Origin of the sequence: Actinomyces radicidentis, from assembly GCF_001553565.1 — a bacterium.
Taxonomy (GTDB): domain Bacteria; phylum Actinomycetota; class Actinomycetes; order Actinomycetales; family Actinomycetaceae; genus Actinomyces; species Actinomyces radicidentis.
This window is the reverse complement of record NZ_CP014228.1, coordinates 2,490,689-2,511,401: the sequence shown is the minus strand read 5'-3', so window position 1 is coordinate 2,511,401 and position 20,713 is coordinate 2,490,689. Positions and strand designations below refer to the sequence as shown.

Sequence of the window (20,713 nt, the reverse complement as noted above, 5' to 3'; positions counted from 1 at the left end):
ACCGACAGGACCACCACGCCCATGCTGCGCATCGCCGTCCCGAACAAGGGCTCACTGTCCGAGCCCGCCACCACCATGCTCAAGGAGGCCGGCTACCGCACCCGCCGCACCGGCCGCGAGCTCGTCCTGGTCGACGAGGCCGACGACGTCGAGCTCTTCTTCCTGCGCCCCCGCGACATCGCCGTCTACGTCGGGCAGGGCACCGTCCACGCCGGCATCACCGGCCGCGACCTCCTCCTGGACTCCGGTGTCGACGCCGTCGAGCACCTGCCCCTCGGCTTCGCACGCTCCACCTTCCGCTTCGCCGCCCCGGCCGGGACGATGAGCACCCTCGACGACGTCGAGGGCAAGCGCGTCGCCACGTCCTACGACGTGCTCGTGCGCTCCTACCTGGAGTCCCAGGGCGTGCACACCGAGACCGTCCACCTCGACGGCGCCGTCGAGTCCTCCGTCCAGCTCGGGGTCGCGGACCTCATCGCCGACGTCGTCGAGACCGGCACGACGCTGCGCGCCGCGGGGCTGGAGACCTTCGGCGAGCCGATCCTCGCCAGCGAGGCCGTCCTCATCACCACTGAGCAGTACCGCGACGAGCCCGCCCTCGCGACGCTCGTGCGCCGCCTCGAGGGCGTCCTGCGGGCCCGCTCCTACGTGCTCGTCGACTACGACATCCCGATGAACGACCTCGACGTCGCCACGGCGATTACCCCCGGGCTGGAGTCCCCGACGGTCTCGCCGCTGCAGAACCCCGACTGGGTCGCGGTGCGCGCCATGGTGCCCCGCAAGGACGTCAACCGGGTCATGGACGAGCTCTACGAGGTCGGTGCCCGCGCCATCCTCGTGACGGCGCTCGTCGCCTGCCGCCTCTGAGGAGCGCCCGACGCCCCTGGGCACGACGACGGCGGGGCGGGAACCACTCGGTTCCCGCCCCGCCGTCGTCCTTCGGCGCCACGCCCGTGCGAGGGGGCGGTGCAGGTGCGGTGCGGCCGCCCCGGCGGGAAGCGGGCTCAGCCGCGGTCGCTGCGCGGCGGCAGGCCGTCGTGCTCGCGCATCCGGGTCTCGAGGTCCGCGGCCAGGTGCGCGTCCAGTCGCGCCCCGGTCGTCGCCCCAGGGCGAGCCTGAGGGGCGGGGCTCAGCGCCCCGGGTCAGCGGTTGGTCAGCGGTGCTGGCCGTTGCGGAGGGACTCGTCGCCCTCGACCTCGACCTGCTCCTTGGCGACCTCGGCCTGGACGGTCTCGGTGTCCTGGACGGTCTCCTTGCCGACCGAGACGCGCTCGGTGGCGACGGTCTCCTTGGAGACGACCGGGACCTCCTCGTGGAGGGTGATGGTCTCGCCGTCGGAGACGTCCTCGCCGATGACGTCGTCACCGGTGACGCGCTCGTTGATGGGCTCGCGCTCGACGCGCAGCTCCTCGCGCTGGACGGGGACCTCGACGGACTGGGTCTCGGTCACGACGTACTTGCGCAGGCGGACCTTGCCGGTCTCGCGCTGCTCGGTGCCGACGTTGAGGCGCTCCTCGTGGGCGACGACGGAGCCGTCGGCGGCGTCGGTGCGGGCGGCGCGGTCGCGGTCCGCGTACTCGGCGGTGCGGCCCTCGTCGACGTGGCCGGCGGCGGCGCGGTCGGTGCCCGCGGTGCGCTCGGTGCCGGCGTAGCCGGTGGTGGTGCCGCCGAGGTTGTAGTAGCGGTAGAGCTCGTCCTCCTGGACGGTGGAGAGGTGCTCGTCGACGTCCACGTTGGGGGCGTCCTTGACGAAGCCCTTCTCGTAGGGGACGCGGATCTCGTCTCCGGCGATGCTGGCTCCCTGGAGCGGGACGAAGGTCTCCTTGGTGCCGAACAGACCGGTGGAGACGGTGACCCACGTGGGCTCACCGGTCTGGTCGTCGAGGAACAGCTGGCCGACCTTGCCGATCTTGTCGCCGTCCTGGTCGATGACGGTGGAGTCGAGGATGGTGTCGAAACGCTCGTTCGTGGTCATGTGGTTCCTCCTATGGGTACCGATCCCGACGTCACCGGACGAGCCGATGACTATCGATCTGTGTCGTTCGATCGAGGTCAACCATATGAGCAGGTCAGAGCACCTGCCACTCGAAACGAATTACGATATCGAGATGTAGCTGGGAGCGAACGAGCCGTCACGATCGTCACTTCTATGCCTCATGTCACGTGCCCGATATATCGTCGAAAACTATGTCACAGGTGTTGCGGCACACGCGCGAGACCGGCGCCTCTCGCCCGATTTCCGAAAGCCGTTGCCCCCCAGGAGGCGCCACCCTCACGCACTCAGCAGCGGGTCGCAGACGTCGTCGGCGGTGAGCGAGGTCGAGCCGAGCAGCCCCTGGCCGCCCAGGAAGGTGATCATGGCGCCGACCTCCTCGCTGCGCAGGGAGCCGACGACCGTCGAGTCCTCGGGCCGGATGAGCTTCCCGGTGGCGAGGGCGACCTCGCGGGCGTTGGCCGCCTGCGTCGAGTCGGCGAGGTCGGTCACGTACTTCTTCGTGGCGGTGACGGCGCCGTCGGGGTCGTCGACGAACAGCGCCATCCCGGCGGCGGAGGCGGTGACCGCGTCGGCGAGCTCCTCGCGGTGGGCGGCGAGGTAGTCCCTCGTGGTGACGAGCGAGGCGCCGACGAGCGGGACGTCAGCGGCGGCGGCGATGGTGCGGACCTTCGTGCCGTTCTGCGCGATCTGGACGGCGTCGTTGTTGGAGTAGCCGACGATGGCGTCGACCTTGCCGCCGGCGAGGGCGGCCTGCTGAGTGAAGCCGATCTCCTGGATGGTGACGTCGTCCTCGGTGAGCCCGGCGGTCTTGAGCGCGACCTCGAGCGTGTACCAGGTCTCGCCGGTCCTGCCGGGGGTGCCGATGGTGCGGCCCTTGAGGTCGGCGAGGGTGGTGATGTCGGAGCTCTCGGGGACGATGACGCAGCCGGGGTAGGCCTGGTAGAAGCCTCCGACGGCGACGAGTCCATTGCCGTTGGAGGCTGCGACGGCGGCTTCGTCCGCGCCGGCGACGACGAGCTGCTCGGTGCCGGCGAGGAGCGCGTCGAACTGGCCCTCCTGGGCGCCGTGGTGGCGCAGGCTCACGCTGGAGGCGTACTTGCCGCCGGCCAGCGCCATGTAGAAGGGGGCGAACTGGACGGTGGGCGTGTACGTGAGGCCGATGACGAGGCCGGAGCCGCCGGTGCCGGCGGACGTGGAGGCGCTCGCGGCCGACTTGGCGGCGGTGCCCGACGAGCAGGCGGCGAGGAGGGCGAGCGCTCCGGCGGTGGCTCCTCCGGCGAGGAGGGAACGGCGGGAGACGTCGGGGGTGGTGGTCATGATGGGGCCTTCCGGGACGGACGGGTCAGGGCGATGGTGAGGTGGGTGGTGGCTGAGCGGTCGGTGGGGGGCCGGTCAGGTGGCGCGGCGCCCGCGCATGGCGTCGACGACGCGGCTGCGGCGCTCGAGCTCGTGCAAGCACCAGTGGATCGTCATCGCCATGAGGCACAGCAGGACGATCGTCGCGAAGAGGCCGGTGGTGTCGACGGCGTCGCGCTGGTGGGACAGGACCATGCCCAGGCCCTCCCCTCCCATCGTCATCTCGCCGACGACGGCGCCGGTGACGGACAAAGTGAAGCCGGTGCGCAGGCCGGAGAGGATCCCGGGCAGGGCCATCGGCAGCTCCATGTAGCGCACGAGCGCGAGCCCGGAGGCGCCGTCGAGCCGGGCGGCGTCGAGGACGTCGGCGTCCAGGCCGCGCAGGCCGAGCAGGACCGTGACGGTGATGGGGAAGAACACCATGAAGGCGCACAGGATGACGACCGGGAGCGTGCCGTAGCCGATCCACAGGACCAGCAGGGGCGCCATGGCGATGGCGGGGACGGCCTGGGAGGCGGCGACGTAGGGCAGGACGGTGCGGGAGAAGAGCTGCCAGCGGTACAGCGCCCAGGCCAGGGGCAGGGCGAGGGCGGCCGCGAGGAGGCAGCCGAGGACGGCCTCGCGCAGGGTCACCCAGGCGTAGGGCAGGAGCCCGCCCTGGGTGATGCCGAGGACGAGGCGGCGGGCGACGTCGAGGGGCCCGGGCAGGAAGACGGCGGGGACGGCGCCGGAGGCGGTGACGGCCCACCACACCATGAGGATGAGCGCGCCGAGGGCGAGGGCGGGGCCCGGGCCGGTGCCCGGGCCCGGGCGCCGCGTGCCTGCGTCGGCCGTGCGTCCTGCGGGGTGCGGCGCGGTCTCGGGCGTGGGGCTGCGCGGGACGGCTGTGCTGGCTGCGCCGTCGGTCGCGTGCTGCGTCGAGCGGTTCACTCGTGGTTCTCCCGGCTGGTCCCGGGGCGCTCGCCCCGGGCGTCTCCGGGGTGACGGGCGGGCCGCCGACGGCGGAGGCTCGCGCCCGCACGGCACGCGCTGTGCGCCCCGGCCCGCCGCTGGCAGGCCCGACCGGCGCGGACGCCGGGTGCCTCGTGCTTCCTCCCATCCGGACTCTCACCGTCGGTGCTGGAGTTCCACCAGCTCAACCGATCGCGGCCTCCGACGGAGGACGCTCTCGGGTCGCGGACTGTCACCGCCGGCTCGGACTTTCACCGACCCCGGAGCACGTGTGCTGCTCGAACACTAGCCCCCTCCGCACCGTCGGGCCAGTTCCGCCGGCCCCGGCGAGCCGCCCACACGCGGCTCCCCCACCACCCGGGCGCACGCGTGCGCGGTGCGGCGCGGAGGCGTCCCGCGCACCTCGGCCTCCGCGGCACGACGCCGCCCGCGGACCGTCATGGTCCGCGGGCGGCGTCGTCGTTCTCACCGGGTCGGCACGTGCGGGAGACCGCCCGGACGCGTGGGTCTCAGCGCGTGGCCGCCACGGCGGCGTCGAACTCCTCCTCGATCTCCGGGCGCACGGTCCCGCGCAGGGACACGAGCCAGGCGACGACGAGGTTGACCAGGAAGCCGGGCAGGATCTCGTAGAGCTCGAAGATCCCGCCGGACAGGTTGCCCCACACGAAGACGACGACGGCGCCGGTGATCATGCCCCAGAAGGCGCCGTTGGCGGTGAGACGCTTCCAGTAGAGCGCGAGCAGCACCGTCGGCCCGAAGGACGCTCCGAAGCCGGCCCAGGCGAAGGCGACGAGGTTGAGGATCGTGTCGTTCTGTTCCCAGGCCAGGACCGCGGCGATGACGGCGATGGCGAAGACGCTCATCCGCGAGTAGAGCACGAGGCGGCCGCCCGAGACCTTCTGCTTGGTGATCGCCCCGTAGAGGTCCTCGATGAGGGCCGAGGAGGTGACGAGCAGCTGGCTCGAGATCGTCGACATGATGGCCGCGAGGATGGCCGCCAGCATGAAGCCGGCCACGAGCGGGTGGAAGAAGAGCTGTCCGAGGCTGATGAAGACGGACTCGGGGTCGGGGAGGCCGTCACCGCGCTTGTACTGGGCGACGCCGATGATCGCGGTGCAGCAGGCGCCGACGACGGCGAAGAGCATCCAGCCGATGCCGATGCGACGACCCATCTTGGCCTCGCCGACCGAGCGGATCGCCATGAAGCGCACGATGATGTGCGGCTGGCCGAAGTAGCCCAGCCCCCAGGCGAGCGAGGAGATGATGCCGACCGCCGTCGTCGTCGAGCCGATGAGGGCCCAGTAGTGCGGGTCGACGTCGCTGACCGCGGAGATGACCTCGGCGGGTCCGCCGAGCTTGATGACGCCGACCACGGGGACCATGACGAGGGCGAGCACCATCATGACGCCCTGCACGAAGTCCGTGTACGACACGGCGAGGAAGCCGCCGACGAGCGTGTAGACGACCGTGATCGCGGCGACGAGGACCATGCCGAGGTGGTAGTCCATGCCGAAGGAGGACTGGAAGAAGACGCCGCCGGCGACCATGCCGCTGGAGACGTAGAAGGTGAAGTAGACCAGGATGATGAGGCCCGAGCCCCAGCGCAGGAGGTGCTTGTCGTCGTGGAGGCGGTTGTCGAGGAAGCTCGGGATGGTGATCGAGTTCTGGGCGACCTCCGTGTAGGCGCGCAGGCGCGGGGCCACCACCTTCCAGTTGACCCAGGCGCCGACGGTGAGTCCGACGGCGATCCAGCCCTCGACGAGACCGCCGACGTAGAGGCCGCCGGGCAGTCCCATGAGCAGCCAGCCGGACATGTCGGACGCTCCGGCGGACAGGGCGGCGACCCAGGGGTTGAGGCCGCGGTCGGCGAGCATGTAGTCGTCGAGGTTGTTGTTGCGCCCGTAGGCCCACCCGCCGATGGCGAGCATGCCCACGAAGTAGACGATCATGGCGATCGCCTGGAAGGTCGAGTCGGACACGGGTCCTCCTGTCAGGACGGGGCGGGAATGGGGGGACCATACTCCTCGGGCGTCACGCGCGTGTGACGTTCGGCACGCGTCCTTCGCCAGGGCCGCAGATCCCGCGCCGCCCCCAGGCCGGGTCCGGCGACGTCGGCGGGACCGCCGCTCAGCCGAGCTCGGGCGCGGGCAGGCCCACGTAGACGGTCTCGAGGTACTCCTCGATGCCCTCCTTGCCGCCCTCACGGCCCAGCCCGGACTGCTTGACGCCGCCGAAGGGCGCCGAGACGTTCGAGGTGGTGGCCGCGTTGACGCTGAGCATGCCGACCTCGAGGGCCTCGGTGAGGCGCAGGACACGGTCCATGTCGCGGGTGTGGACGTAGCCCTGCAGGCCCATGACGTCGTCGTTGGCCAGGGCGATGGCCTCGGCCTCGTCGGCGAAGCCGATGACGGGGGCGACGGGGCCGAAGATCTCCTCGCGGATGATGTCGGCGTCGGCGGGCAGGTCGGTGAGGACGGTCGGCGGGTAGAAGAAGCCGGGGCCCTCGGGACGCGTCCCGCCGGTGAGGACCGTGGCGCCGACGGCCACGGCGCCCTCGACGGCCTCGACGACCGAGTCGCGCTGCTGGGCGGAGACGAGCGGACCGACGTCGACGCCGTCGTCGAGGCCGTTGCCGACGGTCTGCGCGGCCATGCGCTCGGCGAGGCGGTGAGCGAACTCCTCTCGGACGCCCTCCTGGACGAGGAAGTGGTCGGCGGCGTTGCAGGCCTCCCCCATGTTGCGCATCTTCGTCGCGAGGGCCGCGTCGACGGCGGCGTCGAGGTCGGCGTCGTCGAAGACGATGAAGGGGGCGTTGCCGCCGAGCTCCATGGAGGTGCGCAGGACGCCGTCGGCGGCCTCCTTGAGCAGGGCCTGGCCGACGGCGGTGGAGCCGGTGAAGGAGAGCTTGCGCAGGCGGTCGTCGGCCAGGACCGGGCCGGTGACGGCGCGGGCCGAGGATGAGGGAACGACGGCGATGACGCCGTCGGGCACGCCCGCCTCGGTGAGGATCCGGCCGAGCAGGAGGCTCGTGAGCGGCGTGACCTGGCTCGGGCGCAGGACGGCGGTGCAACCGGCGGCCAGCGCCGGCGCCAGCTTGCGGGTGCCCATGGCGAGGGGGAAGTTCCACGGGGTGATGAAGAGGCAGGGGCCGACGGGGCGGCGCAGCACCATCGCCTGGAGGTGCCCCTCCGGGACCTGGAAGTAGTCGCCCCGGATCCGCACGGCCTCCTCTGAGAACCAGCGGAGGAACTCCCCGCCGTAGGTGACCTCGCCGTCGGCCTGGGCGAGTGGCTTGCCCATCTCGAGGGTCATGAGGAGGGCGAGGTCCTCGCGGTAGGTGGTGGTGACGAGCTCGAAGGCGCGGCGCAGCACCTCGGCGCGCTCGCGCGACGGGGTGGCACGCCAGGTCGGAGCGGCAGCGCAGACCGAGTCCATGGCGGCCCGGGCGTCGGCCTCGGCGGCGTCGGCGACGGTGGTGAGGACCTCACCGGTGGCCGGGTCGAGGACCTCGAAGCGCTCGCCGGAGACGGCCTCGCGGAACTCGCCGTCGATGAGGACCCCGGTTGGGATGGAACTCAGGAGGTCGCGGACGCGTTCGTCGGCGACGAGGCGGGTGGACTGGCTGGGCTGCGAGGTGGGCATAGAGCTCTCCTTCGAGTGGGCGCGCTCCCATCGTAGGAGGCGGCGCAAGCGGAGCCCTTCGCCCCGCCTTCCTCCACCCCTGTCGAGAACGAGGGTTGTGCTCGAGAACGAGGGAAGTTCCTTCGTGTTCGAGCACAACCCTCGTTCTCGTCGGCGCACGGCACTCTCCTCCAGGTTCCGGAGCGCCTTGGTCAACAGTCGGGTATCCAGGTCTCGTCCGCGGTGCTCGAGGAGAACCAGCGGAGCAGGTCGAAATCGGTCGACGGGCGGGCGAGGTCGAAGGCCCCGGGCTCGTCACGGACCATCCGAGAGTCGATGCTCCACCCGAGGAAGCGCCTCGGCCCCGGGTGGGCGAGCTCGTCACCGCGGACGAGGTTCTGCCCGAGCGCGGCCAGCGCGGACTCCGTGTGCTCCGGACGCAGGCCTGGCAGTGCGACGGATCGGTAGTCCTCCCGCTCGGCGGCAGCGTCGACGGCGCGCGCGGTGCCCTCCCCGCACAGGGCGCCGACGGCGACGTAGGACCGCCCCAGTGCCTCCGCGAGCCACGCTCCCATGACCGGCCCGGCCCAGCCGGACTCATTCCTCGCCACGTGCTCGTTGTGGGCCCACACGACGGTGATCCCACGGTCGGGACGGCGGGCGAGGAGCTCCTCCGCCATGTACCGGTCCCGCAGGGCGAGGCGCTCCTCCCCCGGGTCGATGAGGTAGACCTCGGCGTACTGCCGCACGTTCCGCGCGAGAAACTGCTGGGCCGTCGACGCCGCCTCGAGGAATCGGCACTCCTCAACGAGGGACTCCGTCTCGCTGCGGGTCAGCGCCTCGCCGCGGCCGAGGCGCTCAATGAGTCCGTCGGTCGCGCCCAGCGCGACCAGCCGCTGAGCGGCACGGCGACCTCCGTGGCAGTCGAGACCGAGGAAGCGGAAGCGACGGCGGTCCTCCGACGCGGCGATGCTCGCCAGCCTCTCGAGCCCTACGACGACGACGCGCGTGCGCCACAGGCTCGATGCCTCCGCCCACGCGCCCACGACCTGGTCCGAGCACCGAGTCCCGTCGGCGAGGGCCCGGTCCACCTGAGCGCCGGTCAGCATCGAGTCCTCGAAGGCGAGCGCTCCGAGGGCGCCCCGGTCCGACAGCTCAGCGAGGACGGCCATCTTCCACTCGGAGACGTTGGCCGAGCCGTGCGTGGGTTCGCCGAGCCCGAGCACGCCGTTCTCCGGAACGAGGCCGAGGAGACGGTCAACCTCCTCACGGACCCCGGGGACGCTCATGGCCGAGCGGTCACGAGGACGACGGCGACGGCGTAGTCGCCGTCGTGGCTGACGGAGACCGGCCAGCGGACGCCCTCAGCGGCTCCCGGCCCGAGCGAGGCCTCAACGGCCTCGGCGACGGCGCCGGAGAGCCGGATCGACGGGCGCCCCCATCGGTCGGTGACGAGCTCGATGTCGCACCAGTCGACCGCCTCCGCCGCCATGACCGGTGGCACCGCTCCCCCGGCGAGGGCGTTGTGCGCCGCGGACCAGGCCTTGATGACGGCCTCCTTCGCAGCCCAGCGCCCGGCCAGGTGCTCGGCCTGGAGCGAGCCTGACTCATCGGCCCGCCGCCGGGCGTCGCGCAGCTCGCGGGGTGTGAAGGTCCGCTCGGCGAAGACGGTGCCGGGGATGGTCAGCTGGCGGGCGAGCCCGGGCACGTGGACGAGATCCACGCCGGTGCCGAGGACGGCCGCGCCGACGGGCACCTCGGGCACGGCGGGCGGTCGGGGCTCGGAGCTGCTCATGGGCGGGCCCTCCTCAGGCACCGGTGGCCGGACGGGTCATGGTGATCTCCGGCAGGACGTCGTTCCACACCGTCTCGGAGCCGGGGACCGCCACGAAGCCGTGCCGCTGGTAGAAGCGCTGCGCGCCGTCGTTGAAGGCCGCGACGCCCAGGCTGACCGGCCGCACCGGGTCGACCCTCGCCAGGAGCGCCTCCATGAGCGCTCCGCCCGCTCCGCGTCCGCGCGCGGCGGTCGCGACGTAGAGCACCCGCAGCTCCTGGGGCCCGTCCACGGGTAGCCGCGCGACGAGGGTGCCGACCACCGCAGAGTCGAGCTCGGCGACGAGTTGCACGATATCGGTCCGGTCCTGGAGCTCGGCGATCTCCTGGGCGAAGGCTCGGACGCCTTGCTCGCTCAGGCGCGGCCACCAGAAGGCCTCGAGCTGCTCCGGGCTCAGTCCGTCCGGCCTGACGTAGGTGTCGCGCCAGCCCTCGTAGGAGGCACGGCGGGCCGCCCCGGCGTCCTCGGGGCGCGTCGGGCGCACGGTGATCCGTTCTCCGGTGGTCATGCCGTGATCCTTCCGCGGGGCCGGTGCCGGGGCAAGGTGCGTCGGCGGCCGGGCGGTACGGCCTTCGCTCAACGGCGCAGCGGTCCACGGTCGGGACGCGCCGGCCGGGGCATCGTCACCTCGGGGATGACGCCGGCGAACACGGACTCGAGGCCACGCACCTCGCGGAAGCCGAGCCGCCGGTAGAAGCGCCGAGCCCCCTCGTTGAAGACCGCGACGCCGAGGCTCACGGGCGGGCGGGGTCCATCCGCGCCAGGACCGCGTCCATGAGCGCACTCCCCGCACCCCTGCCGCGCGCCCGGTGCGCCACGTAGAGCACCCGGAGCTCCTGCGGCCCGTCCTCGGGGGCGAGACCGATGGCGAGGCCGACCACCTCGGGGCCGGCACCGTCGTCGACCTCGGCGACGAGCTGGACGACGCTCGGGCAGTGCTGCCCCTCGGCGACCTCGGCCGCGAACTCCGCGATCCCGGTCTCGCTGAGTCGTGGGCGCCAGACCTCCTCGAGCCAGGCGGCGCTCACGCCGTCGGGACGCACGTAGGTGTCCCGCCAGCCCTCGTACTGGGCGCGGCGGGCGGCGCCCGCGTCCTCGGGGTGCATGGGTCGGACGACGGGGGCGGAGCGGACCTCCATGGTGGTGCCCTTCGGGTGGCGGGCGCCGGGAGTCGTGGCGGTTACGGGCAGGAGGTGCGGGGAGCGGCGTCGCCCGTCGGCACGGCGTCCTCAGGGGGACGGCGGACCGACGGGCTCCGTCGGGTGGACGGGGCCGCACCGCCGGGTCCAGGGATGCGGTGCGGTCCCGGGCTCAGGGCCGGGACGTCCCGATCTCGAGGTCAGGACGTCCCGATCTCGGGGTCAGGCCTCGGTGGCCTCGCCCATGTGGAAGACGCCGTCGGCGCCCAGGCGGGCCTCCGGGTCCAGGAGCATCGCGGCCTCGACCTCGTGCGGGTCGCGGAAGCGGCTCTCGTCACCGAGGCGACGGCCCTCGACCTGCTCGAAGAGCGGGGCGCGGCCGATCATGCCGGCGCGACGGCGGCGCGTGCCCTCCGCGAGGCGGCGGTTGGCGCTGGCCAGCCAGGCGTCGACGGCCTCCTGACCGCCCTCGGCCCGCAGGGCGGACTCGAAGGCACCGGGGTGGACGACGGAGATGAGGCCGGAGACGTGCCCGAACCCGAGGCTCGTGAGCAGGCCGGCGCGGACGACGCCGCCGCGGGCGGGGACGCGGATGGGCGTGCGCGGCCACACCCAGAAGGCGTCCTTGGCCAGCGGGCGGTCGACGACGTCGAGGCTCGCGTTGCCCGGTGCGACACCGGTGGCCAGGATCTCGGTGAGGCCGGCGACCTGGAAGAGCGCGGCACCGCCCTTGGCGTGGCCCGTGATGGACTTCTGGGACACGGCGATGAGCGGGTTGCCCTCGGTGCGGCCCAGGGCCCGGGCGATCCGGGTGTGGAGCTCGGACTCGTTGGGGTCGTTGGCGTTGGTCGACGTGTCGTGCTTGGACACGACGGCGACGTCGTCGGCGGTGACGCCCAGGCGGCCCAGCGCCTTGGCGAGGCGCGAGGCCTTGCCGCCGCGGGCCGCGCCGAGCGCCCCGAGGCCGGGGGCCGGGATCGAGGTGTGGGCGCCGTCGGCGTAGGAGGACACGAAGCCCACGACGCCGGCGACCGGCAGGCCCAGGCGCGCGGCCACGGAGGCGCGGGCCAGGATGACCGTGCCGCCGCCCTCGGCCTCGACGAAGCCGCCGCGTCGGCGGTCGTTGGCGCGGGAGAAGTGGCGGGCGGAGATGCCCTTGGCGTACATGGCGGCAGCCTCCGCGGTGGCGTTCATGTTGCCGAAGCCGACGACGGACTCGATGGAGATGTCGTCGATGGCGCCGGCGACCACGACGTCCGCCTTGCCCAGCGCGATCTTGTCCCAGCCCTCCTCGATGGAGACGGCGGCGGTGGCGCAGGCCGAGACCGGCTGGACCATGGAGCCGTAGCCGCCGACGTAGGACTGCATGACGTGCGCGGCGACGACGTTGGGCAGGGCCTCCTGGAGGATGTCGCTCGGGCGCTCCTCGTTGAGGAACCTTCCGACGAACATCTTGCGCATGGACTCCATGCCGCCGAAGCCGGTGCCCTGGGTGGAGGCGACGTCGCTGGGGTGGACGGCCTGGAGCAGCTCGGCGGGGCTGAAGCCCGCGGAGAGGAAGGCGTCCACGGCGGTGACGAGGTTCCACGCGGCGATGGGGTCCATGCCCTCGACCATGGAGGCCGGGATGCCCCAGCGCTGCGGGTCGAAGTCCGTCGGGAACTGGCCGCCGACGGTGCGGGACAGGGCGGCGCGGCGCGGCACGCGGGCCAGCGAGCCGGCCAGGCGCGTCACGGTCCACTCGCCGGTCTCTGCACCGTTCTGGATGTCGGGGGCGATGCGGGTGTGCTCCGGGTCGGAGTCCGCGATCTTGAGGGCGGAGGCCTCGTCGGGGACGGTGAGGGTGATGTCGCGGTCGAGGTAGACCGTGACCTCCTCGGGGGCGATCGGCGCGATGACGCCGTCGTCGGTGAACTCGCGGATGCCGGAGCGGGCCACGACCTCGTCGCGGTAGCGGTCGTAGACGGCGTCCTCGGGGACGAGCTCGCCCTCGGCGTCGTACCAGCCGGCCTTCGGGGAGTCCTGCCAGGTGAGCAGGCCCATGCCCCAGGCGAGCTCGAGGACGCCGGCGGCGGTGAGCTCGACGTCGTCGCCACCGGTCATGCCGAGCTCGGCCTCGCGGCGGGTGCGGCCCGAGCCCCAGGTGGAGACCTCACCGGTGGAGACGATGACGACCATGTCGTCGAGGTCGGTGTCGACCTCGCCCCACTCGGGGGCGGTGGGCTGCGTGGGCGTGTGGGCCGTGGGCAGCGCCGCGATCGTGGCGGCCGGGGCAGCGGCGGGCGCGGCCGCGGCGGCGGCGGCGCGGCCGGCGGCGTCCTCGCGGAGGGCCACGAGGTCGACGCCGTCGCCGAGCCCGCCGGTGAGGTCGGCCTCGACGGGGGCCTCGGCGGCCCGGGCGCGCTTGTCGGCGGTGCACAGGGCGACGAGCTCGTCGGCGATCTCCCGGGTGGACCAGGTGCGCACGCCGGCGGCCTCGACGGCGTCGACGAGCGGGTCGTTGCCGCCCATGAGGCCGGTGCCGCGGACCCAGCCGATGCGCGGGTGCGCCAGGGTGACGCGCCCGGACCAGGCGGACTCGGAGCGCCAGCGGTTGACGACGGCGTCGAGGGCGGACTTGACCTCGCCGTAGGCGCCGTCGCCGCCGAAGGTGCCGCGGTTCGGGGAGCCGGGCAGGACGACGTGGAGGCGGTGGTCGACGTGCGTGTCGGTGCCGATGGCGGACAGGGCGGCGATGGACCGCTCGACGCTCCACAGCAGGAGGCGGGTCTGGGACTCGGCCTCCGGGCCGGCGTCGGCGAGGGTGCCGACGACGCGCGGGGCGGCGAAGGGGAACAGCAGCGTCGGGACGAGGGCGGCCTTGACGAGCTTGGAGGAGCCACCGGAGGTGACGACCTGGTCGTGACCGATCCAGTCGGCCAGGGCGTCGACGTCGCGGTAGGACGCGAGGTTCGCGGGGACGATCCACAGGCGGGCGCCGGCGGAGGCGTGCTCGCGGTAGAGCCGCTTGGCGAAGTCGAGGCGCTCGTGGGTGAGGCGCGAGCTCGTCGCGACGACGGTGGCGCCGCCGGCGAGGAGGTCGCCGGCCACGGCTGCCGCGATGGAGCGGGGCGCGAAGCCGGTGACGACGGCGACGTCCTCGGCCCAGCGGACCGAGTCGCCGCCGGCGACGGGGGCGCGGCGGGCGGCCTCGGCGATGGCGGAGGCGAGCTCGGCGCGCTCGCCGGCGTCGGGCAGGTCGGAGTCGGCGAGGGCGCGGGCCCACCAGGCGGCCTGGTCGGCGACGGCGGTGCCGAGACCGGTGAAGCGCTCGGGGGCGAGCGTGGCGCGGGCGGCCTCGAGACCGGTCTCGCCGGTGCCGAGGCGGGCGAGGTCCTCGCGGGCGGTGGCCCAGCGGTCGTCGATGAGCACGGCGCGGTCGGCGTCGAAGGCCGGGGTCACGGAGGCGAGCCAGCCGGTGCCGAGCTCGGCGTCGACGGCCTCGACGAGGGCCCGGGTGGCGGCCTGCTCGGTCTCGGCCTCCGGGTCGAAGGAGGCGGGCTCGTCCAGGCCCAGGGCGGTCAGGACGGTGCGGGCGGTCGTGGCGAGGACGCCGTCCTCGCCGGTGACGGTGGCCGCGAAGGCGTCCAGCGCTTCTGAAGAGATCTGCGTCGACGTCCCCATGCCGCCCGCGGAGGGCTTGGTGACGGACACGCCGTGGTCGGCGGCGACCGCCTGGACGGCCTTGTCGATGAGGGCGTCGACGGCGGCGGCGGAGCCGAGCGGGGCGGAGGAGCCCAGCGAGGCGAGGTCCTCACCGCGCATGGAGACGCCCTCGCGGGTGCCGAGCATGATCGCGGCGGTGACGTGGGAGACCCAGCCCTCGCCGAGGCCCCAGGTGCCGGTGACGCGCTCACCGATGCGGCCCACGCGCACGCCCGAGGGCCCGAGGATGCGGCCGAGGCCGGTGCGGATGGCGTCGGTGAGGACGGGGCCGAAGGGCTTGTAGCCCGGGGCGCCCTTGGCGACGGTGGCGGCCAGGGCCGTCATGTCGGCGTCGGCGGCGCCGTCGATGCTGGCGAGCTCGAGCTCGGTGCCCATGTCCATGAGGAGCTGGTTGCGGCGCGATGAGACGCCGTTGGTGAGCGTCTCGGTCGTGTCGGTGGCGCCGATCTGGCTGGGCAGGATGCGGGCCGCGTGGGCGAGCAGGACGGTGAGGGCGTCGGTGGCGCCGAAGGGCAGGTCCGGGGCGGGGCCGGAGGCCGCGGGCGCGGCCGGGGCTGCGGCCGCAGCTGCCTCGGCCGGGGCCGCCTCGCTCGGCGCCGCCTCGGCCGGGGCCGGGGCTGCGGGGGCCTCACTGCCCTGCGCGGGCAGCTCGAAGTCGGACTCGACGGCGTCGAGGTCGACGGCCGGGTCGGTGTCGGTGGCCAGGACGCGGGCCTCGTCGCGCCGGGCGTTGTGCACGGTGACGTGACGGCCGGCGTTGGACGGGAGCAGGAGCGTCTTGGAGGCGAGGTTGGCGAGCGTCGGGGAGGCGGCGAGGCCGACCTCGACGACGTGCTCGATCCCCAGGCCGCCCTCGGCGGGGCTGCGGAGGAGGACGTCCTGGGTCTCGATCCAGCGGACCGGGGAGGCGAACTGCCAGGCGAGGAGCTCGACGAGGAGGGCGCGGGCGAGCTCGCGGGGGCGGGCGGCCCGGGCTTCCCAGTCGGCGAGGAGCGCCTCCACCTGCTCGGAGGGCACGACCTCGAGGATCGACTCGGCGAACTCGCGGGTCAGCTCGAAGGGGCGGGCGACGAGGTTCGGCACGTAGCGGCCGATGAGGCGCTCGTGGTCGAGGTCCTCGGGGATGAGGGCCAGGAGGCGCTCGCGGAACTCGGGCACGCCGGGGCGCAGGACCTCGGAGTGGAAGGGCACGTCGATGCCGGGGACGAGCATGAAGGGGTTCTTGCCGCCGCGGGCCTCGGCTTTGGCGCGGGAGTCGGCGGCGAGGGCGTCGAGGCCCTTGATCGTCCCGGCGACGGCGTACTGCACGCCGGCGAGGTTGTAGTTGACGATCTGGAGGAACTCCCCGGTGCGCTCCGCGACGCCGGCGACGTAGGCCTCGACCTGGTCGGCGCGGATGCCGGCCTGGTTGGGGCGCAGGGCGCCCATGCGGTAGTTCGAGGCGCCGTTCTCGTCCCGCTCGACGAGCGTGTGCATGGTCGAGCCCCGCTGGAAGACGATGGAGATCGTCGTCTCAACGGGCATGACGCGCCCGTAGGCGGACAGCGCCGTGTACTCGCCGAGCGAGTGGCCCGCGAAGGCGGCGTTCTCGACGAGGGCCCCGGCCTCGGCCAGGCGCGCGGTGGTCGCCATCGCGACGGTCGCCAGCGCCACCTGCGTGAACTGGGTGAGGTTGAGCAGGCCCTCGGGGTGGCGGTAGGTGACGCCGCGGGCGGTCATCTCGGTCGGGTTGTCCCGGACGAGGTTGATGACGGAGAAGCCGAGCTCGGCGCGGGTGTGGGCGTCGGCCCGCTCCCAGACCTCGCGGGCGGCCTTGGAGGAGTTCATCTCGTCCAGGCCCATGCCCTGGGCCTGGATGCCCTGACCCGGGTAGACGTAGGCGGTCGGCTCGGGGACGGTGACAGCGGTGCCGCGCGAGACGACCTCGTCGCCGATGCGGCAGACGACCTCGAGGACGTAGCCGCCGCCGACGACGAGCCCGGTGCGCTCGACGCTGATCTCGACGCGGTCCTCGAGCTCGACGGTGCCGAGCATGACGTAGGTCCAGCCGGACAGGACGTGCTTACCGCCGTCGGGGTCGGAGGAGGCGGCGACCTGCTCGGCGGTGGCGGAGAGCCACATGCCGTGGACGAGCGGGGCCTGCATGCCGGCGACCTTCGCGGCGTGGTAGCTCGTGTGGATGGGGTTGAAGTCGCCGGTGACGCGCGCGAAGGCCGTCATGTCGCTCGGGGCGGTGACGGTGACGCGGCGCAGGAGGCGTCGGGCGGCCGGGGCGGTCTCGCGGCCGGTGCCGCCGGCGAGGTCGGGGCTGGAGGGGACGGCGTTGCCGTGGGCGCGGCCGCGGATGGCGAAGCGCTCGCGCATGAGGGCGACCAGCTCGCCGGTGGCCTCCTCGCGCAGCTCGAGTCGGACGTCGACGACGCGGCCGGCGCTGGACTCCTCGAGGGCCTCGACCCAGCCGTCGACGGTGATCCGGAAGTCGGCTCCGGCGTCGGAGGCCAGCTCGGCGAGCGAGCGGTGCAGGTCGATGGTGTGGTCGAGGTGGACGGCGCCGAGGAGGCCCTCGATGAGGGGCATGCCGTCCTCGACGACGGACCCGAGGGCTGCGTAGACGACGGGCCAGCAGGGCCCGAGGAGGGCGTCGGGGACGAGCGGGGCCGCGGAGAGCTCCGCCGGGAGGGCGTCCGCGGTCACGGCGGCGTGGTCCGCGCCGAGGGTGTCGGAGAGGGTGAAGGTCGCGTGGACGGTGCCGAAGGGCTGGGTGACGACCTCGCCCTTGGCGTTGGTGGCGCCGTCGACGGCGGGGACGACCTCGGGCAGCTTCTCGATGAGGTCGCCGGTGACGGAGACGGCCCCGACGCCCGCGGTGGCGCGCAGGAGGTCGTTCATCGTCTCGGAGATGCGGCCGGGGTCCACCAGCGGCGCGGCCCCGTCCCAGGCGCGGGCGAGGCGCAGCGGGACGACGAGGCGGCGCACGGCGTGGATCTTCTCGCCGCCGGGGGTGGTGTCCCAGTGAGTGTCGAGGGAGATGTCGAGGTCGTAGGCGTCCTCGGCGACGTCGGGGCGGGCGACGACGGTGTAGGCGTCGTCGTCGAGGACCCGGGCGGGGTTGACGGTGAGGTGGCCGTTCCACAGGACGTGGGGCGTGGTGCGGACGAGCTCGAGGGCGTCGTCAACGGTGCGGCCCGAGGGGCCGGCCTCGGTTCCGAGTCGGCCCGCGGCCTCGTGCTCGGGGGTGCCTGCGGCCTGGAGGGCCTCGACGGCGGCGGTCTCGTAGCGGCCGAGGAGCTCGCCGATGGGCTCGTTGATGGTGGTGATCCCGGCGACGGAGACCGGGCCGGGGATGATGCGGACCTGGTCGGCGCTGTAGCGCGGGTCCTGGGACTGCCACAGGGAGTCGGTGCCCCACCAGCGCAGGATGTCGGCGTCGAGGACGGGGACGAAGGGCACGGGCTTGGGGTGCTTGCGGCACAGCTCGGGGAACCAGGCGGCGTCGCCGGGCTCGACGCGGGTGGTGGCGGCGGCCGGGTAGCGCTCGGCGAGGGCCGCGAGGGCCTGATCGGCGTCGATGACGTCGTCGTAGTCGGCGAAGAGCGTCTCGATCTCGCCGTGGTCGGCCTCGGAGAGGCGGGCCTCGACGCGGTGGAGCAGGTCGAGGAAGCGGTCGTACCAGCCCTCGTCGTTCCAGTCAGCCTCGGTGGCGGCACGACCGGCGTGCGGGGCGACGCAGAGCTCGGCGAAGCGGGTGGCCCACTGCAGGTAGGTCATCTCGTCGACGTCGCCGAAGTAGGGCTTGGCGGTGCGGGAGAGGGCGTCGACCATCTCGTCGCGGCGCTCGGCCATGGCGGCGTCGTCGCCGGCGAGCTCCTGGATGAGGCGGGAGGCCTTGGCGGAGGAGTTGTCGATCTCGTAGAGGTCGGCGCGCAGGTGGGACAGGCCGGAGGTCATGCCGCCCGCGGAGGCGCCGGAGGCGACCCAGCCGCCCTCGGAGCCCTCGGTCCCCTCGGCGATCCCGGGGGTGTCGACGAGGAGCTGCTTGACGTCGTCGTTGGTGCGGGCCTCCTTGGCGGTCATGGCGGCGGTGCCGATCATGACGCCGTCGACCGGCATGGGGGCGGTGCCGTAGGCGAGGGCCCACCGGCCGGTGAGGTAGTCGGCGGCCCGCTCGGGGGTGCCGATGCCGCCGCCGACGGTGAGGACGACGTTCTCGTGGGAGCGGATGGCGTCGTAGGTGGCCAGGAGCATGGTGTCCAGGTCCTCCCACGAGTGGTGGCCGCCGGCGTGGCCGTCCTCGATCTGCATGATGATCGGGGTCTCGGGCACGGCGCCCGCGATGGTGAGAACCTGGCGGATCTGGTCGACGGTGCCGGGCTTGAGGGCGACGTAGGGGAAGCCCTCGGAGTGAAGCCGCTCGAGGAGCTCGACGGCCTCGTCGGGCTCGGGGATGCCGGCGGAGATGACGACGCCGTCGACGGGGGCGCCGGCGCCACGGGCCTTGGACAGGAGCCGCTGGGTGCCCAGGTGGAGGTTCCACAGGTAGCGGTCCATGAACATGGCGTTGAAGGCGGCGGTGCGGCCGGGCTCCAGCTGGGCCTCGAGTCCGGCGAGGTTGTCGGCGAGGACCTTGGCGGTGGTCTGGCCGCCGCCGGCGAGCTCGGCCCAGTAGCCGGCGTTGGCGGCCGCGGCGACGATGGCCGGGTCGACGGTCGTCGGGGTCATGCCGGGCAGGAGAACGGCTGAGCGTCCGGTGAGGCGGGTGAAGGCGGTGTCGAGGGTGACGCGGCCGTCGGGCAGGCGGGTCAGGCGCGGCGCGAAGCGCGAGCGGTCGACGGTGGGCGCCGGGGCGGAGCCGGCGCGGTCGAGCTCGTCGATGGTGCGGGCGGTGCCGGCGGGGACGACGGTCGTGCCGGTGCCGGCGACGATCGCCTCGGTGAGGCGGGCGAGGACGGCGCCGGGGCCGAGGTCGACGATGAGACGCGGAGCGGCGGCGTCGCCGTGGGCGGTGATGGCCTCGGTGACGAGGGCCGGCCAGTCCACGGGGCTCGTGAGCACGGCGGCGGCGAGACCGCGGGCGCGCTCGGCGTCGAGGCCGCAGGCGGCGGCCCAGGCGACGACGTCGTCGACGGCGCCCGCCAGGAGCGGGGTGTGGAAGGGCACGGCGGTCGCGAGGAACTCCGTGACGGGCGTGAGGACGGCGCCGCCGCGGCGGCGCTCCTTGCGGTCCTTCTCGCTGCGGCGGGCCGCGGTCTCGAGGGCGGCGACGACGAGCTGGAGGTCGGCGGGGCGGCCGGAGAGGATGTGCGCCTGGCGGCCGTTGGTGACGCCGACGGTGACGCCGGAGGCCTGGGGGACGCGGGCGAGCACGCCGTCCAGGACGGGGCGCGGGACGCCGCGCACGGAGAGCATGGGGGTGGCCTCCCCCGCGGTGCCGAGGCCCAGGCGCTGGGTGGTGCGGGCGGCGCCGGCGCCGATGAGGCGCGCGATCGCGTGCACCTCGACGACCCCGTCCCAGGCGGCGGAGTCGTCGTCCGCGGACAGCGCCTCGAGGAGGGCGACGCCGAGGACGCCCTGGGAGTGGCCGATGGCCTCGGCGGGGGCGGCGGAGCCGGTGACGGCCACGCCCGCGCCGGGCAGGGAGGCCAGCGCCGCGTGCTGGGCCAGGAGGATGCCGGGCACGGAGACATCAGCGGCGTCTGCGTCCTTCGCGGCGGCGCCCTTGGGGGCGGGGGCGACCGGGGCGGCGGCGTCGTCGAGGGCGCGCAGGCCGCGCGGGGTGACGGTGAGCAGCTCGGTGGCGACGGGCGCGAGGCGCTCGGCGACGGCGGCGTCGACGCGCACGAGGTCTGCCGCGAGGTCGCGGTCGAGGGAGACGAGCTCGTCGAGGGTGGAGCGCCACGGGGTGGCCTGGCCGCCGAAGGCGAGGACGTAGGGCTCGCCGGACTCGAGGCGCTCGGAGACCGAGCGGGTGTCGGTGCCGGCGGCGTGGGCGACGGCCGGGGCGGCGTCGTTGAGGCTGTCGGTGAGGGTGGTCTCGGCCTGGTCGGCCATGACGTCCTGGGCGGCGGCGGATGCGGACTCGCTCATGTGCTTCGTTCTCCTGGGGTTCTTCAG

12 protein-coding genes and 1 riboswitch are annotated in these 20,713 nt (G+C 73.7%); of the genes, 1 reads left to right on the top strand and 11 read right to left on the bottom strand.

All coding sequences use genetic code 11. From position 1 onward, the window contains the following. The first annotated feature begins 21 nt into the window (after positions 1 to 21). Positions 22 to 867, top strand: a complete 846-nt coding sequence (gene hisG / locus AXF14_RS10640) for an ATP phosphoribosyltransferase (protein ID WP_067943098.1) — start codon at positions 22 to 24, stop codon at positions 865 to 867. Between the two features lie 286 nt (positions 868 to 1,153). Here hisG and AXF14_RS10635 read toward each other — a convergent pair whose 3' ends face one another. The 11 genes from AXF14_RS10635 to AXF14_RS10590 all read right to left on the bottom strand — a co-directional run bounded on the left by AXF14_RS10635 (position 1,154) and on the right by AXF14_RS10590 (position 20,686). After that, entirely contained in the window at positions 1,154 to 1,975 is an 822-nt protein-coding gene (locus tag AXF14_RS10635) for a DUF2382 domain-containing protein (RefSeq protein WP_067943097.1), read from the bottom strand. 297 nt (positions 1,976 to 2,272) lie between these two features. Further along, on the bottom strand, positions 2,273 to 3,313 hold the full coding sequence (locus AXF14_RS10630) for an ABC transporter substrate-binding protein (protein ID WP_067943096.1): 1,041 nt from the start codon (positions 3,311 to 3,313) through the stop codon (positions 2,273 to 2,275). A gap of 75 nt (positions 3,314 to 3,388) precedes the next feature. Next, the gene (locus AXF14_RS10625) at positions 3,389 to 4,108 is read right to left on the bottom strand and encodes an ABC transporter permease (RefSeq protein ID WP_067944344.1); all 720 of its coding nucleotides are present in this window, start codon (positions 4,106 to 4,108) and stop codon (positions 3,389 to 3,391) included. A gap of 326 nt (positions 4,109 to 4,434) precedes the next feature. Next, a riboswitch (FMN riboswitch) is annotated at positions 4,435 to 4,575 on the bottom strand. 237 nt (positions 4,576 to 4,812) lie between these two features. Then, positions 4,813 to 6,282 carry a sodium/proline symporter PutP gene (putP, locus tag AXF14_RS10620; protein WP_067943094.1) on the bottom strand — a complete coding sequence of 490 codons (1,470 nt, stop codon included), beginning with the start codon at positions 6,280 to 6,282 and terminating at the stop codon, positions 4,813 to 4,815. A 148-nt stretch (positions 6,283 to 6,430) separates the two neighbouring features. After that, positions 6,431 to 7,945 (bottom strand): NAD-dependent succinate-semialdehyde dehydrogenase, encoded by a 1,515-nt coding sequence (locus AXF14_RS10615; RefSeq protein ID WP_067943092.1) that lies wholly within the window; start codon positions 7,943 to 7,945, stop codon positions 6,431 to 6,433. A 191-nt stretch (positions 7,946 to 8,136) separates the two neighbouring features. Further along, positions 8,137 to 9,213: an erythromycin esterase family protein gene (locus AXF14_RS10610; protein WP_067943090.1), complete on the bottom strand. Its 1,077-nt coding sequence runs from the start codon at positions 9,211 to 9,213 to the stop codon at positions 8,137 to 8,139. Continuing rightward, the gene (gene acpS, locus AXF14_RS10605; protein WP_067943088.1) at positions 9,210 to 9,719 is read right to left on the bottom strand and encodes a holo-ACP synthase AcpS; all 510 of its coding nucleotides are present in this window, start codon (positions 9,717 to 9,719) and stop codon (positions 9,210 to 9,212) included. Before acpS ends, AXF14_RS10610 begins: the two co-directional genes overlap by 4 nt. A gap of 13 nt (positions 9,720 to 9,732) precedes the next feature. Beyond that, a complete protein-coding gene (locus AXF14_RS10600) occupies positions 9,733 to 10,266 on the bottom strand; it encodes a GNAT family N-acetyltransferase (protein ID WP_067943086.1) in 534 nt (177 codons plus the stop codon). Between the two features lie 68 nt (positions 10,267 to 10,334). Next, the gene (locus AXF14_RS14010) at positions 10,335 to 10,496 is read right to left on the bottom strand and encodes an N-acetyltransferase (protein ID WP_169798265.1); all 162 of its coding nucleotides are present in this window, start codon (positions 10,494 to 10,496) and stop codon (positions 10,335 to 10,337) included. Further along, positions 10,493 to 10,897, bottom strand: a complete 405-nt coding sequence (locus AXF14_RS10595; RefSeq protein ID WP_067943084.1) for a GNAT family N-acetyltransferase — start codon at positions 10,895 to 10,897, stop codon at positions 10,493 to 10,495. Before AXF14_RS10595 ends, AXF14_RS14010 begins: the two co-directional genes overlap by 4 nt. A 222-nt stretch (positions 10,898 to 11,119) precedes the next feature. Continuing rightward, on the bottom strand, positions 11,120 to 20,686 hold the full coding sequence (locus tag AXF14_RS10590; RefSeq protein ID WP_236755586.1) for a type I polyketide synthase: 9,567 nt from the start codon (positions 20,684 to 20,686) through the stop codon (positions 11,120 to 11,122). Positions 20,687 to 20,713 lie beyond the last annotated feature (27 nt).